General features: G+C 64.0%; 16 protein-coding genes. 7 read left to right on the top strand and 9 right to left on the bottom strand.

Annotated features, from left to right (window positions below):
* The first annotated feature begins 68 nt into the window (after nucleotides 1-68).
* The 5 genes from MRY75_RS20270 to MRY75_RS20250 all read left to right on the top strand — a co-directional run bounded on the left by MRY75_RS20270 (nucleotide 69) and on the right by MRY75_RS20250 (nucleotide 5,664).
* Entirely contained in the window at nucleotides 69-266 is a 198-nt protein-coding gene (locus MRY75_RS20270) for a hypothetical protein (RefSeq protein WP_292309791.1), read from the top strand.
* Between the two features lie 82 nt (nucleotides 267-348).
* Nucleotides 349-801 (top strand): isoprenylcysteine carboxylmethyltransferase family protein, encoded by a 453-nt coding sequence (locus MRY75_RS20265; RefSeq protein ID WP_292309790.1) that lies wholly within the window; start codon nucleotides 349-351, stop codon nucleotides 799-801.
* A gap of 138 nt (nucleotides 802-939) precedes the next feature.
* Nucleotides 940-2,511 carry a Re/Si-specific NAD(P)(+) transhydrogenase subunit alpha gene (locus tag MRY75_RS20260; protein WP_292309789.1) on the top strand — a complete coding sequence of 524 codons (1,572 nt, stop codon included), beginning with the start codon at nucleotides 940-942 and terminating at the stop codon, nucleotides 2,509-2,511.
* A 13-nt stretch (nucleotides 2,512-2,524) separates the two neighbouring features.
* A complete protein-coding gene (locus tag MRY75_RS20255; protein WP_292309788.1) occupies nucleotides 2,525-4,021 on the top strand; it encodes an NAD(P)(+) transhydrogenase (Re/Si-specific) subunit beta in 1,497 nt (498 codons plus the stop codon).
* 344 nt (nucleotides 4,022-4,365) lie between these two features.
* Nucleotides 4,366-5,664: a DUF3422 family protein gene (locus tag MRY75_RS20250; RefSeq protein WP_292309787.1), complete on the top strand. Its 1,299-nt coding sequence runs from the start codon at nucleotides 4,366-4,368 to the stop codon at nucleotides 5,662-5,664.
* 72 nt (nucleotides 5,665-5,736) lie between these two features.
* Here the strand turns inward: MRY75_RS20250 and MRY75_RS20245 are convergent, their stop codons facing one another.
* The 7 genes from MRY75_RS20245 to MRY75_RS20215 form a co-directional block, all read right to left on the bottom strand.
* Nucleotides 5,737-7,284, bottom strand: coding sequence for a Ppx/GppA family phosphatase (locus MRY75_RS20245; protein WP_292309786.1), 1,548 nt, complete (start codon nucleotides 7,282-7,284; stop codon nucleotides 5,737-5,739).
* A 145-nt stretch (nucleotides 7,285-7,429) separates the two neighbouring features.
* A complete protein-coding gene (locus tag MRY75_RS20240; RefSeq protein WP_292309785.1) occupies nucleotides 7,430-9,604 on the bottom strand; it encodes an RNA degradosome polyphosphate kinase in 2,175 nt (724 codons plus the stop codon).
* 67 nt (nucleotides 9,605-9,671) lie between these two features.
* Complete coding sequence (locus MRY75_RS20235) at nucleotides 9,672-10,367, bottom strand: chromosomal replication initiator DnaA (protein WP_292309784.1); 696 nt, start codon at nucleotides 10,365-10,367, stop codon at nucleotides 9,672-9,674.
* Complete coding sequence (locus tag MRY75_RS20230; protein WP_292309783.1) at nucleotides 10,368-11,435, bottom strand: AI-2E family transporter; 1,068 nt, start codon at nucleotides 11,433-11,435, stop codon at nucleotides 10,368-10,370.
* A 179-nt stretch (nucleotides 11,436-11,614) separates the two neighbouring features.
* Nucleotides 11,615-12,562: an ADP-ribosylglycohydrolase family protein gene (locus tag MRY75_RS20225; protein ID WP_292309782.1), complete on the bottom strand. Its 948-nt coding sequence runs from the start codon at nucleotides 12,560-12,562 to the stop codon at nucleotides 11,615-11,617.
* Nucleotides 12,559-14,061: a histidine kinase dimerization/phosphoacceptor domain -containing protein gene (locus tag MRY75_RS20220; protein WP_292309781.1), complete on the bottom strand. Its 1,503-nt coding sequence runs from the start codon at nucleotides 14,059-14,061 to the stop codon at nucleotides 12,559-12,561. The genes MRY75_RS20225 and MRY75_RS20220 overlap by 4 nt, the downstream gene beginning before the upstream one ends.
* A gap of 174 nt (nucleotides 14,062-14,235) precedes the next feature.
* The gene (locus tag MRY75_RS20215; RefSeq protein ID WP_292309780.1) at nucleotides 14,236-15,927 is read right to left on the bottom strand and encodes a pentapeptide repeat-containing protein; all 1,692 of its coding nucleotides are present in this window, start codon (nucleotides 15,925-15,927) and stop codon (nucleotides 14,236-14,238) included.
* Between the two features lie 139 nt (nucleotides 15,928-16,066).
* Here MRY75_RS20215 and proS point away from each other — a divergent pair, with 139 nt between their 5' ends.
* The gene (proS, locus tag MRY75_RS20210) at nucleotides 16,067-17,410 is read left to right on the top strand and encodes a proline--tRNA ligase (RefSeq protein ID WP_292309779.1); all 1,344 of its coding nucleotides are present in this window, start codon (nucleotides 16,067-16,069) and stop codon (nucleotides 17,408-17,410) included.
* Nucleotides 17,411-17,453: 43 nt separating this feature from the next.
* On the top strand, nucleotides 17,454-18,395 hold the full coding sequence (locus tag MRY75_RS20205) for a serine hydrolase (RefSeq protein ID WP_292309778.1): 942 nt from the start codon (nucleotides 17,454-17,456) through the stop codon (nucleotides 18,393-18,395).
* A 114-nt stretch (nucleotides 18,396-18,509) separates the two neighbouring features.
* Here MRY75_RS20205 and glmM read toward each other — a convergent pair whose 3' ends face one another.
* Both glmM and folP read right to left on the bottom strand, forming a co-directional pair.
* Nucleotides 18,510-19,853, bottom strand: a complete 1,344-nt coding sequence (gene glmM, locus MRY75_RS20200) for a phosphoglucosamine mutase (protein WP_292309777.1) — start codon at nucleotides 19,851-19,853, stop codon at nucleotides 18,510-18,512.
* The gene (gene folP, locus MRY75_RS20195) at nucleotides 19,843-20,862 is read right to left on the bottom strand and encodes a dihydropteroate synthase (RefSeq protein WP_292309776.1); all 1,020 of its coding nucleotides are present in this window, start codon (nucleotides 20,860-20,862) and stop codon (nucleotides 19,843-19,845) included. The genes glmM and folP overlap by 11 nt, the downstream gene beginning before the upstream one ends.
* Nucleotides 20,863-20,901: the final 39 nt, after the last annotated feature.

Raw genomic sequence — 20,901 nt, 5'->3', positions numbered from 1 at the left:
TTTGGTTCCAAAATTGGTCACAATCGACGGCGACAAACAGGGGGAAGGTAACGTATTAGGACACACCCATGTTTGCCGAAAACTTCTCCAGCCCGGATCTGGGCGAACTGCGTCACTTCCTTGTGGCGGAACGTCAAAAGACCCTGTCGGATGCCGAATGGAAATTCCGCATGCGCGGCTATGGCTACCACGTCAAACGCGTCGATGGCGGCGTGATGGTGGCCCGGCTTCCCAAGAACGAGATTCTGGGCTGCGTAAAGATGTGACCTGCGGGTCGTCCTGTCCGGGCGGCCTTTTGTCCATCTGATCCATCTCGCTCTTGCGACCGGGCTTTGCTATGTCCGGTGCATGAAGAATTATGTCGATCTTCCCCCGGTCTGGCTGGCTGCGGCGCTTGGCGTCGCTTGGCTGCAGAAGACCCATTTCGACTACGGGTTGAGTTTCGGCCCGGTCTGGGCCGATTTGCTGGGCGGGCTGCTGGTCGGCGCAGGGTTCGTCCTGATCGCGTTGGCCGCCTACGAGATGCGCCGCCATCGCACGACGATCATCCCGCACAGGGACCCCGATGCGCTGGTCACCAGCGGCATCTTCAAGCGTTCGCGCAACCCCATCTATCTGGCTGATTCGCTGATCCTGACCGGCATGATCCTCTACTGGGATGCGGTGTTATCGCTCCCATTGATCCCGGTCTTTGTCTGGTGGATCGAGAAACACTTCATCCTGGCGGAAGAAAAGCGGTTGCGGCGAAATTTTCGTGCGAATTTTGCCCGATACGAGAAACAAACGCGACGTTGGCTCTAGAAGAAGGCCCGCAACTGCTCTAGATGGGCGGTTCGCAGGGGTGGGAGCATTGTGCGCTTTAGGTCAGCATTGTAGACCCATCTTCGGAAAACATGCCGCTACGGCACTTCGCAACGAACCATAAGGGGGACGGCTCAGGTGAAAATCGGGACGCCAAAGGAAGTGATGAAGGGTGAGGCACGCGTTGCCATGACCCCGGAGTCCGCCCGCCAGCTTCAGAAGCTGGGGTATGAGTGCATCATCGAAAGCGGTGCAGGCGACGCAGCAGGCTATAACGACGATACGTACAAAGACGCGGGCGTCGAGGTTGTCAAAACCGCCGCAGCTCTTTGGAAAGAGGCCGATGTGGTCGCCAAGGTGCGTCCGCCGACCGAGGCCGAACTGAAGAAGTCGCGCGAAGGCCAGCTTCTGATCTCGTTCTTCTGGCCCGCCCAGAACGAAAAGCTGATGCAGCAGGCCGCCGATCAGGGCACCAACGTCATCGCCATGGACATGGTCCCGCGCATCAGCCGCGCGCAGAAGATGGACGCGCTGTCCTCGATGGCGAACATCGCGGGCTATCGCGCCGTGATCGAAGCGGGTAACAATTTCGGCCGCTTCTTCACCGGTCAGATCACCGCTGCGGGCAAGGTGCCCCCGGCCAAGGTTCTGGTCGTCGGTGCCGGTGTGGCCGGTCTTGCCGCCATCGGCACATCGACCTCGCTGGGTGCGATCACCTACGCCTTCGACGTGCGCCCGGAAGTGGCCGAACAGGTCGAATCCATGGGGGCTGAATTCGTCTTCCTCGATTTCGAGGAAGAGCAGCAGGATGGTGCCGCCACCGGTGGCTATGCCTCTGTGTCCTCGCCGGAATTCGCCGCTGCCCAGCTTGCCAAGTTCCGCGAACTGGCCCCCGATATGGACATCGTGATCACCACCGCGCTGATCCCGAACCGCGAAGCGCCCGAGCTTTGGACCCCCGACATGGTGGCGTCGATGAAGCCGGGTTCGGTCATCGTCGACCTTGCCGCCGAAAAGGGCGGCAACTGCAAGCTGACCGTGATGGATGAAAAGATCGTCACCGAAAACGGTGTCACGATCATCGGCTACACCGATTTCCCGTCGCGCATGGCCACGCAATCGTCCAACCTCTACGCCACCAACATCCGTCACATGATGACCGACCTCACGCCCGAAAAAGACGGGCAGGTCGTGCACAACATGGAAGACGACGTGATCCGGGGCGCCACCATCGCGCATGGCAAGGCCGTTACCTTCCCGCCGCCCCCGCCCAAGGTTCAGGCGATCGCCGCCAAGCCCAAGGAAAAGGCCAAGGAACTCACACCCGAAGAAAAGCGCGCCAACGAAGTGGCGGCGTTCAAGGCGCAGACCAAGCAGCAGGTCACTCTGCTCGCCATCGGGGCGGCGCTGGTTCTGGGTGTCGGTCTGGTCGCTCCGGCCAGCTTCATGCAGCACTTCATCGTGTTCGTGCTGTCGGTCTTCATCGGCTTCCAGGTGATCTGGAACGTGGCGCATTCGCTGCACACGCCGCTGATGGCCGTCACCAACGCGATCTCGTCCATCGTGATCCTGGGCGCGCTGATCCAGATCGGATCCAGTTCGCTTCTCATCACGCTTCTGGCGGCGCTGGGTATCTTCATGGCCTCGATCAACATTTTCGGCGGCTTCCTCGTGACACGGCGCATGCTCGCCATGTTCCAGAAATCCTAAGGGGGCAGGCACCATGGAATTCGGATTCACCATCGCGGCCTATGCGGTCGCAGCGGTTCTCTTCATCCTGTCCCTCGGCGGTCTGAGCGGTCAGGAAAGCGCCAAGCGCGCGGTGTGGTACGGCATCGTCGGTATGGCCATCGCCGTTCTGGCAACGCTGATCGGACCGGGGCAGGGGCTGTTCGTCGCCTCTATCGTGCTGATCGCGCTGGGCGCAGGTGTGGGCTATCAGTTGGCCACACGCGTGCAGATGACCCAGATGCCCGAGCTTGTGGCCATCATGCACAGCCTCGTCGGTCTGGCGGCGGTCTTCGTGGGCTTCAACGCCGACATCATGATCAACAACATCGCCGACATCTACGAGGCCAATAACCTCGTGATGGGGGCGGTTGCTGACGACGGCTATACCGCCATCGGCCTGCCGAAAGAGGTCTATGACGGCCTGTCGTCCTTCGGCAAACTCATCGCCAAGAAGACCAATGTGGAGATCAACATCCTCAAGGTCGAACTGGTGCTGGGCATCTGGATCGGTGCCGTGACCTTCACCGGCTCGGTCATCGCCTATGGCAAACTGGCGGGCAAGGTCGACACTTCGGCCAAGAAGCTGCCGGGCGGTCACATGCTCAACGCAGGTGCTGCGGCGCTGTCGGTGCTGCTGGCGATCATGTATCTGAGCGGTTCGGGAAGCTGGACGCTGGTCCTGCTTACCCTGTTGGCGCTTTTCATCGGCTATCACCTGATCATGGGCATCGGCGGCGCGGACATGCCGGTCGTGGTCTCCATGCTCAACAGCTACTCGGGCTGGGCGGCTGCCGCGATCGGCTTCAGCCTCGGCAACGACCTGCTGATCGTGGTGGGTGCGCTTGTGGGCTCTTCCGGTGCGATCCTGTCCTACATCATGTGTAAGGCGATGAACCGCAGCTTCATCAGCGTGATCTTGGGTGGCTTTGGTGGCCCTGCAGGCGAACAGATGGCGGTGGAAGGCGAACAGATCGCCATCGACGCCGACGGTGTCGCTCAGGCTCTGGACGAGGCCGACAGCATCATCATCATCCCGGGCTACGGCATGGCGGTGGCGCAGGCACAGCAGAACGTGGCCGAACTCACCCGCCGCCTGCGCGCCAAGGGCAAGGAAGTGCGTTTCGCGATCCACCCGGTCGCGGGCCGTCTGCCCGGCCACATGAACGTGCTTCTGGCCGAAGCCAAGGTGCCCTACGACATCGTGCTCGAGATGGACGAGATCAACGACGATTTCCCGGATACGGATGTCGCCATCGTCATCGGCTCGAACGACATCGTGAATCCGGCCGCACAGGACGATCCCAACAGCCCCATCGCCGGCATGCCGGTTCTGGAATGCTGGAAGGCCAAGCAGGTCTTCGTGTCCAAGCGTGGTCAGGGCACCGGCTATTCCGGCATCGAGAACCCGCTGTTCTTCAAGGACAACACGCGGATGTTCTATGGCGACGCCAAAGCCAGCCTCGACACCCTGCTGAGCAAGATCACCTGACAGGCATCGGCAGATTGATCAGGAAAACCCCGCATCGCAGGATGCGGGGTTTTTTCATGCGCCTGTGCCGCATCCATTGTGAACCTGTGGGCCCCAAATTGCTGTGTCGCTGCGGTGACGCCAATGACCCTCCCAGCGACTGTGCAGAGCGTCCAAATCCGATGTCAGACCGTTGAACTGTCACGCTTTTCACCTCTGCCTCATTCTTGAGCGCGGGGCCTCGTGCGGTTCTGAAAAAAGACTGCATACAGTTGGATACCGGTAAAATACTGAAATTTCAGGAAATTTCCTTTACTTGCGAAAACCGCGCGCCTAAGTCTTGGCGAAATTTGAAAGACCGACCCATGGCACCCATCGAAGATCATCCCCTGCGCTATGCCCTGTCGAACGAGCTGCACGCGCGTCCGTTTCCCTCGCTCGAAGCGCCCTGTCGCGCGGTCTATCTTGCGCTGAAAAAGCCAAAGGCGGCCGCCGCGCGCGACAAGACACTGGATCTGGATCACCTCAAGGTCCTGCTCGACCGCTATGGCACCGCGCATCCACAGCCGGGGGCGACGCATTTCTCGGGCCAGATCGGGCAGCACACGCTGAAATGGGAACAGCATACGGAATTTGTGACCTATACGGTGTTTCTGAACGGGCTGACCGACCGGCCGTTCGATCCCGCGGATATGGACGTGTTCCCGGACAGTTGGCTGGCTTCGGCGCCGGGTGTACGCATCACCTCGGCGCTGATCCGGGTCGAGGATCGTCCCGACGAGGAAACCATTTCCCAGCACCTCTCGGACTGGTTCGTGCCCGAAAGCCTTGCCGTAAGCCGTGTGCTGGATGACGACGCCATCGTTGCAGGCGATTTCCGCATCGACCCGGCGGGCCATCTGCGTTTTGGCTGCTTCGTGCGCAAGGGCATCGGGCGCCGCCGTGTGGGCCGGATCGTGCAGCGCCTGTGCGAGATCGAAACCTACAAGACCATGTCCATGCTGGGCTTTACCCGTGTGCGCGAGATGGGACCGCGCATGGGTGAGATCGACAACGAACTGAACCTGCTGATGGCCGCGATGACCCATGGCGACGGACATGAGGAAGATCGGTTGAAGTCGCTGCTGGCGGTCTCGGCTGAGCTGGAAAGCCTGTCGGCGCAGACCTCATTTCGGTTCGGGGCGACCGGGGCCTACGAGGCGATTGTCGAACAACGCGTCTCGGTCCTGCGCGAAGAGCGGTTCCAGGGCCGCCAGACCTTTGCCGAATTCATGACCCGCCGCTACGATCCGGCGATGCGCACCGTCAAATCCGCCGAAAAGCGCCTGTCGGCCATGGCGGCACGGGCGGTGCGGGCGGGCGATCTTCTGCGTACCCGGGTCGAGGTGGCGCGCTCGGCGCAGAACCAGCAACTGCTCGAAAGCATGAACCAGCGCGCGGACATGCAGCTGCGCCTGCAAAAGACGGTCGAAGGGCTGTCCGTCGTGGCGATCAGCTACTACGCGGTGTCGCTGGCAGGCTACCTCCTTTACCCGGTGGCGGACATGCTGGGCATCTCGAAAGGGGCCGTGACCGCCGCGGCGACGATTCCCGTGGTGCTGATGGTCTGGCTGGCCATCCGGCGCATCCGCCGCGTGGTGGAGCAGGGCGGCCCGGATCTCTGAACTTGACCAATCGGTAAAATGCCGGGTGTGCGGTTCCGTCGACGGAACCGCACGGACGCGTCGACGCGTCCGTCAGCGCTGGACCACCACTTCGGTCTCTGCCTCGAGCGAGGCCGCCAACGACAGGAAACGCGCCTCGGCCACTTCGCCATAGAGCGCAACGGACCCCCGTGTCAGTTTCAGCCGCAGCAGTTTCTTGCGTGGTCGCCACTCCAGAACGGTTCCGTCTGCGCTCGCATCGGACATCCAGAGCATAGCGCCAAAGCGCAGCGCCTTGCCCAGAACCTCGGCCTCGAGCGTTGCCTTTTCCGACAACAGCCCCTCCAGCTCTTCGAACCGTGTGCCTTCGCGCTTGTTCTTGTAGCGGTGCAGCAGCGCGAGGCCCAGGAACACCCGTTCCGAATGCTTGAGCCCGCCAAGATTGGCGCGCGTCGCATTGTCGAAGCAGGTCTCGGCACGGTAGTCCGGATGTGCCCGCCAGCTCACGTCATGCAGCAGGCAGGCCGCCTTGATCAGCCGCATCCGTGCGGCGTCAGCGCCGGAAAACAGCGGCAGCACGAAGCGGAAGAGCTTGTTGCCAAAGCCGGGCAGGCGCGCATCCTTCGCTTCGGCAAAGCGACAGGCCTCGATCAGCGGATCGCGGTCGCGCAGGTCTTGCGGCATCTGTTCGTAAAGCAGCCCCTCGCGGATCCCGTAGCTCGAGATCGCGATATCCTTGGGCTTGAAGGTCTGCACCAGCCGTTTGAGCACGTCCACGGCATAGGGCACAAGGTCCATCCGCGCACTGGACACACCACAGGCCGCCCGCAGCTCTTCGAGATCGCTCGACTTGATGTATTTCACCGTCTGGGACACCGCCTTCTTGTCCATCCGGTATTCGTGCAGCACATGCAGCGGATAGCCCCGGCGGTGCATGTCGATCCGCGCAATTGCGCGCCACGAGCCCCCCACGAGGAACAGCCTGTCGCGCTGCGGGCCCATGTGATCCGCAAGTTTGGCCATCACGGCCTTGATATGCGCGTCGCGCCCCTTGTGCCCGCCCTTGAGGTCGCGCAGCTTGAGCGGGCCGAGGTTTGAACTGATCCGCTTGCCCACCCGGCCTTTCGCGATCTCGGCCAATTCCATGGATGATCCGCCGATGTCGCAGACAAGCCCGTAGCTGCCGGGCCAGCCCAGCATCACGCCCTGCGCCGACAGCCGCGCCTCTTCTTCGCCGTCGATCACCCAGATCCGCAGACCGGTTTCGCGCAGCACATCCTCGCGGAACTCCGCCCCGTCCTCGGCTTCGCGCACGGCCGCTGTCGCGACAACGGTCAGAGGCGGCAGGTCCATGCCTTCGGCCAGGGCCTGAAAGCGCTTCAGCGCCTGCAAGGCACGGGACCGGCCTTCGGGATTCAGCCGCCCGGTGTCGGACATGCCCGCCCCCAGCGCGCACATCAGTTTCTCGTTGTAGAAATACGCCGGAGACCGCGCCGCGCCGTCGAAGACGACAAGGCGCACCGAGTTCGATCCGATATCAACCACGCCGACACGACTGAGCGCGCGTGCTTGCGGATCGTTGAACAGAGGGCGCCCGAACAGGCCCGTCGGATCGTGTTCGGTGTCGCTGGTTCCGTCCATTGGCTCTCCTCGTCAGGTTGCGCGCACCGTGTCAAAGCGACGGAGGCAGGTCAAGAAAACATAACACCGTGAACACGGACCGGTGGGGACGGGACCCCGCTTTTCGAAAAGCGGGATCAAGAGCTTTCGAAAGCTCTTGCGCGCCCTATTCCTCGGTATGGGTCAGTTTGGGAACGTCAGACGCGCCGGCAGATCCACGCCCGGACAGCGACGGATTTTCCATGAAGAACCGGTGGCAGTTGAACGCGAAATCCCCTTCGTCCCATGTCGCGCGGACAAAGCGGCCGTCCGGTTGCATGATCCAGCTTTGCGCCACATCCGCCAGATTCGCGGCCATGATCTGGCTCACGATCTGCGCCTTCACGGTGGCGTTCTCGATCTCGACCAGCGTTTCCACCCGACGCGTCAGGTTGCGACCCATCCAGTCGGCGGAGGACATGAACACGCGGGCTTTCTTGTGGGGCAGGCCGTAGCCGTTGCCGAAACAGATGATGCGCGAGTGTTCGAGGAATCGCCCGACGATGGATTTCACGCGGATGTTCTCGCTCAGGCCCTTCACGCCCGGGCGCAGGCCGCAGATCCCGCGGATCACGCAGTCGATCTGCACCCCGGCCCGGCTGGCCTCATAAAGCGCGTCGATCATGTCGGGCTCGATCAGCGAATTCATCTTGATCCAGATCTGCGCCGGTTTGCCGGCCCGGGCATGTTCGGCTTCGGCCGCGATCATCTCGAGCATCTTGGGTTTGAGCGAATGCGGCGAGATGCTCAGGTTTGCCAGACCGTCGGGCAGGGCATAGCCCGACAGGTAGTTGAACACCTTGGTCGCATCGCGCCCCAGCGCGGCGTCACAGGTGAAAAAGCTCAGATCCGTGTAGATGGTCGCGGTGATCGGGTGATAATTGCCGGTGCCGTAATGGGTATAGGTCACCAGCCGGTCGCCTTCGCGGCGCACCACCACCGAGATCTTGGCGTGGGTCTTCCAGTCGAGAAAACCATAGACGACATGTGCCCCCGCGCGTTCCAACCGCCGCGACTGGCGGATGTTGGCCGCTTCGTCGAACCGCGCCTTGAGTTCGACAAGCGCGGTGACGGATTTGCCGTCCTCGGCGGCCTCGCAGAGGGCTGCCACGATGGGCGACTGGCGCGACGTGCGATAAAGCGTCTGCTTGATCGCCACCACGTCCGGATCGCGCGCGGCCTGATTGAGGAAACGCACCACCATGTCGAAGGTCTCGTAGGGGTGGTGCAGCAGCATGTCCTTCTGCTTGATCGCGGCGAACATGTCGCCGTCATGGTCCTGCACCCGTTCCGGAACGCGCGGGGTAAAGCTGGGCCAGAGCAGATCGGGGCGGCTGTCGAGCACCAGTTCCTTGAGATCCGCCGCGCCGATCATCCCGGTCAGCTCGATCACGTCGTCTTCGCGCACGCGCAACTCGCGCATCACCGTTTCGCGCAGACCCTGCGGCGCACCTGACGTGATGGTCAGGCGCACCACTTCGCCGCGCCGCCGCCGTTTGAGGGCAACCTCGAATTCGCGCACAAGGTCTTCGGCCTCGTCCTCGACCTCGATGTCGCTGTCGCGCAGGACGCGGAACCCGAAATGGTCGCGCAGCTTGTAGCCCGGGAAAAGCCGGTCGAAATGCAGCAGAAGCAGGTCTTCGAGAAACAGGAACCGGTCCGCGCCATCGCGCCGGGGCAGGGCCACGAACCGCGCCACCTGTGCCGGGATCGGCAAGAGCGCCTGCAGGCCCGTCTTGTCCTTGCGCCGTTCCAGTTGCAGTGCAAGGCAATAGCCGTTGTTGGCGATGAACGGGAACGGGTGCGCGGGGTCGATGGCCAGCGGCGACAGAACCGGGAAGACCTGGTTCAGGAACACGTCTTCCAGAAAGGTCAGGTCGTCGGCATCCAGCGTGTCGCGCGACAGGATCGAGATGCCTTCGGACTCCATCCGGGTCCGCAGGTCGACCAGCACGCGCTGTTGCGAGGCCATCAGTTTGCGCGCGTCCTCGTTGATCAGCACCAGCTGTTCCGCCGGGGTCAGACCGTCTGCGGCCGGTGTGATGTTGCCCGCCTGCGCCAGTTCGCGCAGCCCGGCCACGCGCACGGTGTAGAACTCGTCAAGATTGGTGGCCGAGATCGACAGGAACCGCAGCCGTTCCAGCAGGGGCACGCGCGGATTCTCGGCCTCCTCCAGAACCCGCCAGTTGAACCCCAGCCAGGACATCTCGCGGTTGAAGAACCGACCGGGGCCGGTCAGGTCGAGATCCGGAATGTCGGTCGCGGCGGGGGTGGGGGCATGGAGGAAATCTGCGCTGTTCATGATGGTCCTTTAGCGGTGGCGCGTGACAGTTCGGTGACGCTGTGCCTCAGGACATCACCCTAAACCTCTAGTCTGACGCCGTTTCTTCCCGAAATTCAAGATCGGCCAGCGCGGTGCGCGCAAGGCTGCGCGTCACGCCCTTGGGTGTGCCAAGCGCTTCGGTGTCGAGATGGGCCACCACCTGCCCGGCGGCCTCGAACGAGCGCGGCATCCAGCGCACCAGATAGGGGATCACGTCAGGCATGGGCACGATCTGACGATCGGCGAAAAGCTTGGCCAGAACAGCCGACAGCAGGATGTCATCCGGAGCGGCCAGCTTGGCTACCGTGGTGCCGGCCATCCGGCTGGCCAGGTCGGGCAGGGTGATCTGCCAGCCCGCAGGCGGGGACGCGGCGGTGAGCAGCAGGGAATGGCCGTTGGCCAGCACAAGATTGTGCAGATGAAACAGCGCCTCTTCGGCGGCACGATTGCCGGCGATCCGGTCCACCTCCTCGACGCAGATCGGTGCTGTGGCAAGCATAGGCACAGACTCGCGGTCCAGATCGCGCGCCGCAATCATCCGCCCGCCACTGTCGCCGCACCAGACATGGGCCAGATGCGTCTTGCCCGATCCTGCCGGACCCACAAGGGCCAGCTTGCCATTCGGCCAGTTCGGCCAGGTGTCCACCAGCCCGATGGCGACTGCGTTACTTTGCGTGACGTAAAAGTCCCCGCGCCCCAGCGCTGGCCGCGCCGGAATGTCGAATTTCAGTTGTAAGGCCATCTATTGCCGGTCCTGGTCACTCAGTCCGCGATAGAGGCGGCTTTGAAGATATTGTTGCGCGGCAAACCGCGTGATCACGCCGATGGACGCGGCGACAGGTACTGCGACGAGCATGCCCACAAACCCGAACAGCGTGCCGAAGATCGACAGCGCGAGGATCAGCCAGACCGGGTGCAACCCCACGGACGACCCCACCAGTTTCGGGGTGAGCACATTGCCCTCGATCACCTGACCCAGCACGAACACGCCCGCGACAAGGCCGATGGACACCCAGTCACCCCAGAACTGGAACAGCGCGAGGCCGATGGCCAGCGCCCCGCCGATCAGCGCGCCAAGATAGGGGATGAAGGTCACAAGCCCGGCCACAAATCCGACCACCAGCCCGAACTGCAGACCCAGCGCCATGAGCGCCACCGCGTAATAGGTGCCAAGGATGATGCAGACGGTGCCCATGCCCCGGATGAAGCTGGCCAGTGTCGCGTCGATGTCCGAGGCGAGTTTGCGGATGGTGGGCGCGTGATCGCGCGGCAAAAGCTCGTCGATGCGCGCGACCATGTTGTCCCAGTCCAGCAGCAGGTAGACCGCCACCACCGGCACGATCACGAAAAGCATGACGATGTTGATGATGCCCGCCGCCGAGCTGAGCACGGTATTGAGCAATTCGCCGCCGCGCGATTTGATGGTCTCGCCCACGGACACCAGCGACTGGCGCAGCGGGCTTTCGGTGTCCATGAGGTCGGGGAAACGCTCGATCAGGAAATCGCGCAGATTGGCGAAAAGGGTAGGGGCCACGTCGAAGAGGTCCAGCGCCTGATTGACCAGCGACGGGATCACCCAGAGCAGCAGCAGCACGAAGGCCAGAACGCCGATCACCGTGATGATCGCGGTGGCCATCACCCGGCTGAACCCCATCCGCTCCAGACGGTCGGCCACGGGATCGAGGAAATAGGCAATCGCACCGCCCAGCACGAAGGGCAGGAGCACGTCGCCAAGGAACCACAGCACCACCGCGAAGACGGCGGCGGCGATGCCCCAGTATTTCAGCTGTTCCCGCGCGGGAAGTGCCATGCGATCTGCCCCTGTGATCCGGTTCCTACATCGCCTGTCCGGGGGAGGGTTTCAAGAGGTGGGTGCAAGGATGAACACCGGCTGGAACACGGACTGCGATGCGTCGACGCATCGCTATTTTGCGTTGACGCAAAATGCGCCGCGCTGTTTGGGGGGTGTAAACCCCAGATATTTCCGGATCAATCCCGTCCCAAAGCCTGGCAGGCGTCCCAGATCGCGGCACCATCGCTCAGCGCCAGAACCCAATCGAGCGGGATGCCCTCGGGTGTCCCGATCCCGTGTACGGCACCCATAACAGCCCCGATCATCAGGGACCGCCCGGCGCTGTCGCCGCCCGCCCGAATGTTCCGCTCCACCGCGTCGGAATAGCTGGTGCTGTGGCGCAGGACGTGGAACATGACCGGTCCGGCCGTGGGCAGGTGGCAGGCGCGGCCGACAAGACCGGCATAGACCGTGCTGTCCGCTTCATCCGTTCTCAGCGCGTCCTCAAGGGCGGCTTTCACCTCGCCGGTTGCTCCGTCGGCGACCGCGTCAAGCGCGTCGCTCGGTGGCGTGCCCTGCACCACGCGGCACAAGAGGTCGGCAAACACCGCCGTATAGGCCTCCGCCACGTCGTTCACATTGGTGATCTGCATCGCCGCAATGGCGCGCTCGGCCAGGTCCGGCCGGCCGTGATAGGCGGCAACAATGGCGGGAAGCCGGGACAGAGCGGGGTTCTGATCGTCGTCGATCCCCGAGGGCAGGGTTTCGGCTGCGATCCGCTCCAAGGTGCCACGGGTTGGTCGGTCGATATAGCCTTGATAGGCCCCTCCCGGTCCGAAATGCGCGGCAAAGGCGCTGCGCTGGGCGGCGTCGTCAAAGGCGCCTCCGCTGGCGATCATGGTCCGCATCGCAAGATAGAGCGCCTCGCCATATTGCGTGAGCATGCCGACCGTCCGGGCGCCATGGGCGAAATAGCCGGGCACCCCTTCGAAGTACCGGGCATCGACCGGGGCAAAGGCGGCGGTGCCGCGCTCATCGGCGATGCTGGCGATGCGATCCGGATCGTAGAGCCAGTGCAGCCCGAGACTCGCCGCATCTGCCACTAGCGCGCCAAGCAACAGGGCGTCCCTGCGCAGGTCCGTCATGCCGCGCCCTCAACAACAGCGGGACCCGTGGCCTCCACCGGCATCAGGATGGTCGCCACGACCTGCACACCGTCCTTGGTTCGCGTGATCGTGGCACCGATCTGGCTGGCGAATTGTTGCACGAGCCGCTCACCCGTGCCCGAGGAATCGATGTCGAGCGTCGATGCCGTACGGTTCAGATCCGCATTCGCCACCGCGATGCGCACCCCGTCCACCTCGGAGGTCGCCAGATCGACCGTCACCGGCGCCTGTGGCGACGGCGCGCCGTACTTGATCGCGTTGGTCAGCAATTCATTGAGCATCAGGCTGAGCGCGATGGCCGTGTCGCTGCGCAGACGGATGCGGGTGTCGGGATGGGTGAACAGCATCGCGGCGTCGGGCAGTTCCGCGCTCTTGCGGGTCGACTGCACCAGACGGGTGAACAGGGTGACCAGGTTGATCTGTGCCGCATCATCGTCGATCTGGATCGCCGCGTGCACATCCGCAACCGCACGGACCCGCGATTCCACCGCACGCAGCGCCTCGCGCGCCTTGTCGGCCGCAGGTCCACCCGCCACCATCAGCTTGCTCGACTGCAACCGCAGCAGCGACAGCGCGATCTGCAGACTGTTCTTGATCCGGTGATTGGCCTCGACCACCAGCGCCTCGCGCGCCGTTACCGCCTGTTCAAGGTCACGCCTCGCGGTTTCGATATCGGTCAGGTCAACGAACGTGCCCACCAGTTTGGGCCGACGGTCGATCGGATCGGTTGCGATCTCGCCCCGGATGCGGACGAACCGTTCGTCGCCCGAGGGCAGCGGCACGCGGTAGTCGAACGAGGCGATCTCGCCATGCGGCGCGGCAAGCACGCGCGCCACTTCGGCATGGACCGCATCAATATCCTCAGGGTGGACTCGGTCGAAGAACGGGCCTGCATAGGGCCCGGCCTCGTTCGGGGCAAAGCCGAACATGGCATCGATGGCATCATGGCGAAGGAACAGATCGGTTTCGGGATCATAGCTGAAATAGGCGACAGACGCGGTCGAGGTTGCCGCGCGCCGATGGCTCTGGGCCAATCGCGCCGTCAGCGTTGCCTCGGTCACGTCGCGCGCCGTCTGGAGGATGGCGATGATCTCACCGTCCTTGCGGATCGGCGCAAAATGCATCTGCCAGTGATGTTCGACGTAATGACCCTCGTCGTTCAAAAGGTCAAAACGTGCGGGTCCGACCTCCTGCGGCTTGCCGCTCCGCAGAACCTCGTCCGTCGCCTTGCGGATGAAATCCACGGCATCCGACCCGCCGTCTTCGGAACTGGGCGGGAAGGCCTCGAACATGCCCATGCCAGCGATATCCGACCCGACAGATCCCGACATCACCGCATGTGCGGAATTGCGCCACAGGATGGTCAGCTTGTCATCGGGCAGGTAGAACAGGGCCGCAAAGGGCACCGTCTCGAACCCGAGCGCAAGAATGCCCTCAAGCCCGTGCGGCGTGGCAGGCATGGCCATATTGACGTTCATTCCGACTCAGACTCCAAAAAACAGGGCAGTGCACGCATGTCCAAGTAGAGTGACATGATGATCTGTAAATCTCAATTTACAATTCATCTTTTTGACCCGCTGAGTTTTGGAGAAAAAGACGCCGTCGTCAATCTGCGCGCCTTTGCCTGAAATCCGGGCGGTTTCGAAGGGACGTCACGCGGGGTCGATCAGGTCCGATCCGTCTTCCATCTGCGCGTGCTCCATTTCGGCGCGCTGCGTTGACCAATCCTCCAGCGACTGGGCCACGGCCTCATGGGGGCCGTGGCTGTCGATCCCGTCAGACCCGGTGCGCAGTGGCACGAGAGCGAGGTCTTTCTCGTCCATGTCCTCGAACACGGCGCCTTCGAAGCACGCAGTCCCCGCAGAGGTGACGCCGCTCAGCCGTGTGCGGCAGAAGACAGCTCCGGCAAGCCGGGTTTGGTAGAGATTCGCACCTGTCATCCGCGCATGGCCCAGATCCGCGCCCGACAGGTCGGCCAGACGCAGGTCCGCAGCATCAAGAACGGCGCCCTGCAGGCAGGCGGACTGCATCTTCGCCTCTGCGAAATTGGCCCAGATGGCCCGCACCTGTCGCAAATCCGCCCCCGCCAGAGAGGAGGATGTCAGCACCGCCCCGTCGAGTCGCGCCCGGAACAGGCAGGCGTGCTCCAGCTGCGCCTTGTACAGCGATGCCACCTCCATCCGCGCTTCCGACAGGTCGGCCCCCTGCATCCGTGCCATCCTGAGATTGGCCCAGTCCAACTCTGCTCGGATCAGCCGTGCGCCGCGCAGGTCCGCACAGGCAAGGTTCGCGGCTTCCATGCGCGTTTCCGACAGGTCCGCACCGCCCAGCCGCGCATGGGACAGATCCGCTCCGATCAGACTGGCCCGAACAAGCCGCACCCCGTCGAGCCGCGCATCGCTGAGGATCGCCCCATCGAGCCGTGCTCCGTCCAGACGGCAGCCACTCAGGATCAGCCCGGACAGGTCCGCACCCTGCAGGTTCGTACCGCGCAGGTCGGGCCGGAACCCGCGATAGCGCAACATCTCTTGGGTCCACGCCTCCAGCGCCTCATGGGCCGGCGCGATTTGCAAAGGCGGATCACCCCGCTCGGGCCGGGCCGGGCAGGGCAGATCGAAAACCCAGATGGCGTCGTCTGTCGCGTCATCCGCCAGACGCGCCTCAAACGCGCGCTGCTCCGGACTGCGCCGCCCTAGGATGCGCAGCGCCAGCGCGATGTCCGCGCGGGGCGGCGGACGCGCTCTGGCCCAGTCGCGCGCGTTGGAACTGCTTCGATGCGCAAAGCGCACGTCGCGCCACGCAAGATGGCTGGCTTTCTCCGCGGCGGTGGCGTTGTCCGCCAAAGGCTGCCATTCGGGCAGGGGGAAGGCCACGGCCCCCTTGGCCGGGGCCTCGTGCCGCACATAGGCGCACAGACGCTCCATCGTCCGAAGATAGTCAGAGCCAAGCTGCAGATGCGCCGCCTCCCGGGCGACCTGCTCAAGCTCCAGAAGCGCTTTCTGACGCGCGGTCAGATCGCCGGTCACGCCGAAAGAGGAGGGCACGGTCGACCGCAACCGCGCCTCGGCGCGTGACAGACGCCGCGCGATCCGACGGCGGTCTGCGCCGAGCTGGGATCGAATAATCCCGGGGCTCAGCGTGGCCGCCAGAAGGGTCGTGACATCGAAGAACGGAAACCCCCGGACCGCCCCCGCATCGAGGGCGCGCGACAGGTGCGACCGACGTTCCGGGCGGGGCAGCAGGAAGAACACCATGACCCCGAGCAGCAGAATCGCCAACACGCTGCCGATGCCCTGCACAAGGTGGTAGGACAAGGGCAAGGACATCGCTTCGCTGTCGCGCATTCACATTCCGGGGCGGCTGTCTGACATATTCAACCCAAGGCCTCTGCAAGGATCAGGCCAAGTGGCGCACCGCGTCCTGCTCTTGTCGGTGCCGCTGCAACCCGCTAGGACGGGCCAAACCACCGATCCGAGGTCCCAGATGCGTCTGTCCCGCTATTTTCTGCCCGTTCTCAAGGAAACCCCGTCCGAGGCCCAGATCGTCAGCCACCGGCTGATGCTGCGTGCCGGCATGATCAAACAGGCCAGCGCCGGCATCTATTCTTGGCTGCCGCTGGGCTACAAGGTGCTGCGCAACATCGAAAATATCGTGCACGAGGAACAGGTCCGCGCGGGCCATATCCCGATGCTGATGCCGACGCTGCAATCGGCGGACCTCTGGCGCGAATCCGGCCGATATGACGATTACGGGCAGGAAATGCTGCGCATCACAGACCGGCATGGCCGCGACATGCTCTACGGTCCCACAAACGAAGAGCTGATCACCGACATTTTCCGCAGCCATGTCGGCAGCTACAAGGACCTGCCCCTGACGCTCTACCACATCCAGTGGAAATTCCGCGATGAGATCCGCCCGCGCTTCGGCGTGATGCGGGGCCGCGAATTCCTGATGAAGGACGGCTACAATTTCGACCTGACCAAGGAAGACGCGCTGCACGCCTATAACCGCCATCTGGTCAGCTACCTGCGCACCTACGAACGTATGGGCCTGCAGGCCATCCCGATGCGCGCCGATTCCGGCCCCATCGGCGGTGACGACACGCACGAATTCCTCGTGCTGGCCGAAACCGGCGAATCCGAGGTGTTCTATGACAGCCAGATCACCGATCTGAAATTCGGCGACCGCGCCATCGACTATGACAGTGTTGAACAGTGTCAGGCCGTGCTGGAGGAGTTCACCTCCCGCTATGCCCGCACCGACGAAACCCATGACGAGGCCGAATTCGCCAAGGTCCCCGAAGAGCGCCGCCGCACCGCGCGGGGCATCGAAGTGGGGCAGATCTTCTACTTCGGCACCAAGTATTCCGACGCCATGGGCGCAACCGTGGCCGATGCCGAGGGCAACAAGGTGCCGGTGCATATGGGCTCGCACGGGATCGGGGTCAGCCGCCTCTTGGGCGCGATCATCGAAGCCAGCCACGACGACAACGGCATCATCTGGCCCGAGGGCGTGACCCCGTTCCACTGCGGGATCGTCAACCTCAAGCAGGGCGACGAGGAGGCAGATGCCGCCTGCGACGCGCTCTATGCCAGCCTGACCGCGCTGGGCCTCGAGCCGCTGTACGACGACCGCAGCGAACGGGCCGGGGCCAAGTTCGCCACGATGGACCTGATCGGCCTGCCGTGGCGGATCACCGTTGGCCCGCGTGGGTTGAAGAACGGCGTGGTGGAACTCACCTCGCGCCGCACGGGCGAGAGCGAGGAACTGCCGCCCGAACAGGCGATCGCGCGGATTGCCGCCATCTACGGCAAGGCCAGCGCCTGACGCGCCCTTGCCGGGCGACCAGGAGATTTGCTAGCCAGAAGGCATGAAACGCCTTCTGGCCCTTCTCGCCTTCGGAGCCGCCGCCTCTGGCGCCGAGGTCGGCGCAGACCCGGTTGCGGTGTTCTCGGACTGGGCGCGCGCCGAAGGTGCCACGACCACCGGTATCGCGGTCCTCGAAGGCGGCACGGCAACCCATCAGCACAACGCGGACAGCGCGTTCGACCTCGCGTCGAACTCCAAGGCGATCACGGCGCTCTGTGTGCTCGCGCTGGTCGATGACGGCGCGTTGTCCTGGGACATGACCCTGACCGATGCCCTCGGTCAGGCGGCCCCACCCGCCACATTGGCCGAGCTTGTCACCCACAGCGCCGGCATCGGACGGGATTCGACCCAGCTTCGCATGGGGTTCTGGCTGAACGAGACAGAACCGCGCCACGCCCATGTCACCGACATCGTGCTGAACCGCAGCCGCCAGGGGGGCACCCGCGGAGAGTTTGCCTACACCAACGAAAACTACGCGCTCTTGGGGCGGATCATCGAAGTCACCACAGGAACCAGCTACGAAGCCAGCTGCCGCAGGCGCGTGCTCGACCCGGCGGCGGCAACGGGCACACTGTCTCCGCGCTTTGGCGCCTTCGCGGCATGGGGCGGATGGCGGATGACGATGGCGGATCATGCGGCGCTGCTCTGGCACTGGTTCGGACCCGAGGGCCGGGTGGGGCGCGATCCGCTGGCACTGCCGCATATCGCCCGCGCCGAGGGCAGCTATTACGGGTTGGGCATGAATTACGAGGCGGCGGACGACGGCTTTCGCATGTCCCATGCCGGGGCTCTGGCGATCCCGTTCGGGCCGAAGACCGGGGCTTTCGCCGTCGTCTACCCGTTCGGAGCTGTGGCGGCGATGGCGTATGACGTGCCGGTGGCAGATCCTGCGCGGTTCCACGCGCTCTCGGACAGGCTGGAGTCGGTGCTGCGCGCCCGCTGAGCTCCGCACGCGTTTGCGTCAACGCAAACGTAGGATGCGTCGACGCATCCCTGCGCCAGGCACAGGACGTGCGCTGTCACCCATTGAAGACATTCGCCACCATCCGCGCCGATTTCAAACCGATGCGGCGACCTCGGCCACGATCCCGTCCACCACGTCGACCAGCAGCGCCTCGTCCTCGCATTCGGCCATGACCCGGATCAGCGGTTCCGTGCCCGATTTGCGGATCAAGAGCCGCCCGCTTCCGTTGAGCCGGGCTTCCGCGTCCGCGATGGCGGCCTTGACCGACGCCACTTCGAGCGGTGCCACCGACGGATCGTACCGGACGTTCTTCAGCAATTGCGGCACCGGATCAAAGCTGCGGGCCAACGCGCTTGCAGGTTTTCCGGTGCGGCACATCTCACCGAGGAATTGCAGCCCTGCCATCAACCCGTCGCCCGTCGTGGCGAAATCCGTCATCACGATATGGCCGGACTGTTCACCGCCAAGGTTCCACCCGCCGCGCCGCATCGCCTCGACCACGTAGCGGTCACCGACCCCCGTGCGTTCCAGCCGCAGCCCCTTGGCGGTCAGGAACCGTTCGAGCCCGAGATTGGACATCACTGTTGCAACCAGAACTCCATCACGCAGGCGGTCTTCCTCGGCCCAGCGAGCTGCCATCAGTGCCATGATCTGGTCGCCATCAGCCACCTGTCCGGTCTCGTCGATCAGGATCACCCGGTCGGCGTCGCCATCCAGACAGATGCCCACATCCGCGCCATGCGCCACCACGGCGGCGGCGGCCAGTTGCGGGTGCGTCGACCCGCAGCCTTCGTTGATGTTCGCGCCATTGGGCGCAACCCCAAGCGGGATCACCTCGGCGCCCAGTTCCCAAAGGACTTCGGGGGCGGTCTTGTAGGCTGCGCCATTGGCACAATCGATCACCACCTTCAGCCCGTCGAGCCGCAGATCGGACGGGAAGGTGGACTTCACCCGTTCCTGGTACCTGAAGCGCCCGTCGTCGATGCGCTTCGCACGTCCGATACTCGCGGCCTGTGCGGACTCGACCCCGGTCTCGATCAGCGCCTCGAGCTCGGCCTCGTCCGCATCCGACAGCTTGAATCCGTCGGGGCCGAAGAACTTGATCCCGTTATCCGCAGCCGGATTGTGGCTGGCCGAAATCATGATCCCCAGATCGGCGCGCATGGAGGGTGTCAGCAGCCCCACGGCCGGTGTCGGCACGGGCCCCAGCAGAAGCACATTCATCCCGGTCGAGGTCAGACCGGCGGTCAGCGCGTTCTCGAACATGTAGCCCGATTGGCGCGTGTCCTTGCCGATCACCACACGGTGCACACCCTTGGAGTCCTGTCGGAAATGCCGTCCCACCGCGGCCCCGATGCGCAGCGCCATCTCGGCGGTCATCGGGTGGATATTGGCCGTGCCGCGCACACCATCCGTTCCGAAAAGCTTACGCCCCATTCTCGTAACCCCACTCGATTGCCTGCCAGAGCGCCAACGCCTGGCGTGTCTCGTTCACATCATGCACGCGTATGACTTGCACGCCTTGGGTCGCTCCGTGCAAGGCCACCGACACCGATCCCGCGACACGTGTGTCCGCCGTGCCAGCCCCAGAAATCGTGCCGATGAATTTCTTGCGCGACGCGCCCAGCAGGATCGGGCAGCCCAACCCGTGAAACAGCGCGATGTCGCGCAGCAGGGCAAGGTTGTGATCCAGCGTCTTGCCGAACCCGATGCCCGGATCGACAAGGATCTGATCGCGCGCAATACCCTGCGCCACCAGCGCATCGACACGCTCGGACAGGAAATCATAGACGTCGAGCCGTACATCGTCATAGCGGGGCGCGACCTGCATGGTTTGCGGATCGCCCTGCGCATGCATCACGCAGACCGGAACCTGCCGGTCGGCGCAGAGCGGCGCAAGAGCCGCATCATAGGTGAACCCGGCCACGTCATTGACCAGCGCCGCCCCCGCATCAAGCGCCGCCTCCGCCACCGGGGCTTTGCGCGTGTCGATCGAGATCGGCACATCCAACTCGCCTGCAATCGCCGCAATCGGCCCGGCCACCCGGCGGATTTCCTCGTCCACCGGCACGGTTTCTGCACCGGGACGCGTGCTTTCGCCGCCGACGTCAATGAGGCCCGCGCCTGCGGCCGCCATCCGTCGCGCCTGCGTGACTGCGGCCTCGGGATCAAGGTAGCGACCGCCATCGGAAAAGCTGTCGGGCGTGACGTTCAGAATGCCCATCAGCGTCACGCGTCCCATATCCATCCCGGCAATCGGAGCGCGCGGCGCCGAGAGCCTGTTCCGCATGTCTTCGGGGATGGCCTTGGCGGGGATGAGCTCGGGCGGTCCATCGCGCCGCAACGCCATGGCTTCGGTGAACCAGAGCGGTCCGCCGGCAAGATCCAGAGCCTCTTTCGGGCGCGGACCGCCGGACCGGGGCAGGGGGCGAAAATAGGTGTTCATGCGCGGTGAATGAAACGCTCTGCGCAGTTTGACAAGCGT

The organism is Marivita sp., from assembly GCF_022763305.1.
Lineage (GTDB): Bacteria > Pseudomonadota > Alphaproteobacteria > Rhodobacterales > Rhodobacteraceae > Marivita.
The sequence above is the reverse complement of the archived record's forward strand: the minus strand, read 5'-3'. Positions and strand labels throughout refer to the sequence as shown.